This is a genomic window from Halorubrum californiense DSM 19288 (genome assembly GCF_000336875.1).
GTDB classification, from domain to species: domain Archaea; phylum Halobacteriota; class Halobacteria; order Halobacteriales; family Haloferacaceae; genus Halorubrum; species Halorubrum californiense.
In genome coordinates, this window is sequence record NZ_AOJK01000037.1 from 1 (window position 1) to 1,963 (window position 1,963).

Consider the following 1,963-nt stretch of genomic DNA (forward strand, 5'->3'; position numbering starts at 1 on the left):
CTTGCCAGCCCGCGCAGAGATGTGTATAAGAGACAGAGCACGATGGGCGCCGCGAGCCGCGCGGTCGACTTCGCCGTGCTGGTCGAGAAGACGATGCCCGCGAGGTCGCCCGCGACCGAGCCGGGGAACGCGAGCCCGACGACACCGAGCAGGAGGAGCACTCCGACGGTGCCGACGACCAGCGAGCGCACGTAGCTCGACCCGCTCGCGCCTTCGAGGAGCGCCGCCGGCGAGAGGGGATTACGCATCGGTCTCACCCCCGTCGCCGCCGGTCGGCTCGTCGGGTTCCGTCGTCCCCGAGACGCTCGCACCGCCCGCGCCGCCCGCACCGCCGACGCCCGTGTACCGACCGATCATCCGGAAGAACTCCGGCATCGCCACGAACAGGATGATGAGCCCGCGCAACACGGCGACGAGTTCCGTGGGTACGTCGGTCCGGAACCCGATCTCCAGGGCGCCGCCCTTCAGGATCCCGAAGAGGAACGCCGCCGGCAGCACGCCGATCGGGTTGTTCCCGGCGAGGATGGAGACGGTGATCCCGTCGAAACCGAGGTCCGGAATCGAGGCCATCCACCGGCCCTCCGACATCAGCACCCACACCGAACCGCCGATGCCGCCGAGCGCACCCGACAGCGTCATCGCCCGCACGGTTGTGAGCTTCGCGTTCACGCCGCCGTACTCGGCCGCGGCGGCCTGAACGCCGCTCGTCCTGAGGTCGTACCCGAGCGAGGTGTGCTCGACGAAGTAGTAGAGCGCGCCGATGAAGCCGATCCCGACGAGCAGCGCGAGCAGCGCGAAGTCGGTCGACGCCGGGAACAGCAGCGACGGGAACTGCGCGTACTCCGGCACGTACCGGGTGGCGACCACGGAGGAGCCCTCGGCGCGGAACACCTCCAACACGAGCACGTACGCGACGTTCGCGGCGACGAAGTTGAGCATGATCGTCGTGATCACCTCGTTGGCGTCGGCGTACGCCTTGAGGGCGCCGGGTATCGCCCCCCAGAGGCCGCCGCCGACGGCGCCGGCCGCGGTTCCGACCACGATCAACACGAGCCCGGCGACGGGGCCCGCCGGGAGAAGCGGAGCGAGCGCCAGGACCGAAAGCGCGGTCGCGAGCGCGCCAACGACGAGCTGGCCCTGCGTCCCGATGTTGAACAGCCCGGCGCGGAAGGCGACGGCGACGGAGAGCCCGGTGAAGATCAGCAGCGTCGTCTCCGAGAGCGTCAGGCCGAACGAGAGGTTAAACGGTGTCCATCCGGGGTTGAACAGGCCCGGATCGCCGACCGCGAACGGATAGCCGAGCGCGCCGTTGAACAGCACCACGTACACCTCGAACGGGTCGTAACAGAAGCCGAGCCCGGTGAGCGGCATCGTCCAAGCCGCGGTCGAACACTCTGCGATCCGACCGGAGACGAGCACGATGGCGAACCCGACGAGGATCGAGAGGAGGATGGCGGCGACGCTGATGACGAGCCGCTCCGCGACGCTCCGGTCGAGGAACGGCGCGACCACCCGGGCGAGAACGGAGGGAGTCCCGTCCGCGTCGGGGTCCGAATCGCTCACGCGTCCACCTCCTCGTCGCTGCCGGTGGCGTCCTCGGGCCTATCGCTCGCGTCGTCAAGGCCGCCGGTCGCGTCGTCGAACCCGTCGGTCTCGTCGTCGTCCGCGGCGTCGTGGATCGCCGCCCCCTCGACCGAGTCGTCGTCGAGCGACTCGCCGGCCATTAGCAGCCCGATCTCCTCTTCGGTCACGGTCGCGGGGTCGACGACCCCGGTGAACTCGCCCTCGTGCATCACCGCGAGGCGGTCGGAGAGCCCCTGGACCTCGTCGAGCTTCGAGGAGACGAGGAGGACGGCTTTCCCCTCGGCGCGCAGTTCGAGCAGCCGGTCGTGGAGGAACTCCGTCGATCCGATGTCGACGCCGCGGGTCGGGTGGGTGGCGACGACCAGCTCCGGGTCGCGCT

The 1,963-nt window shown here is 70.0% G+C and carries 1 protein-coding gene and 2 pseudogenes; all 3 read right to left on the reverse strand.

Annotated features, from left to right (window positions below; translation table 11 throughout):
• A pseudogene (locus tag C463_RS07955) lies at positions 1–248 on the reverse strand (ABC transporter permease); the annotation flags it as partial.
• Entirely contained in the window at positions 241–1,563 is a 1,323-nt protein-coding gene (locus C463_RS07960) for an ABC transporter permease (RefSeq protein ID WP_008442624.1), read from the reverse strand. The pseudogene C463_RS07955 and the gene C463_RS07960, both read right to left, overlap by 8 nt.
• Positions 1,560–1,963, reverse strand: a pseudogene (locus tag C463_RS07965) (heme ABC transporter ATP-binding protein); the annotation flags it as partial. The pseudogene C463_RS07965 and the gene C463_RS07960, both read right to left, overlap by 4 nt.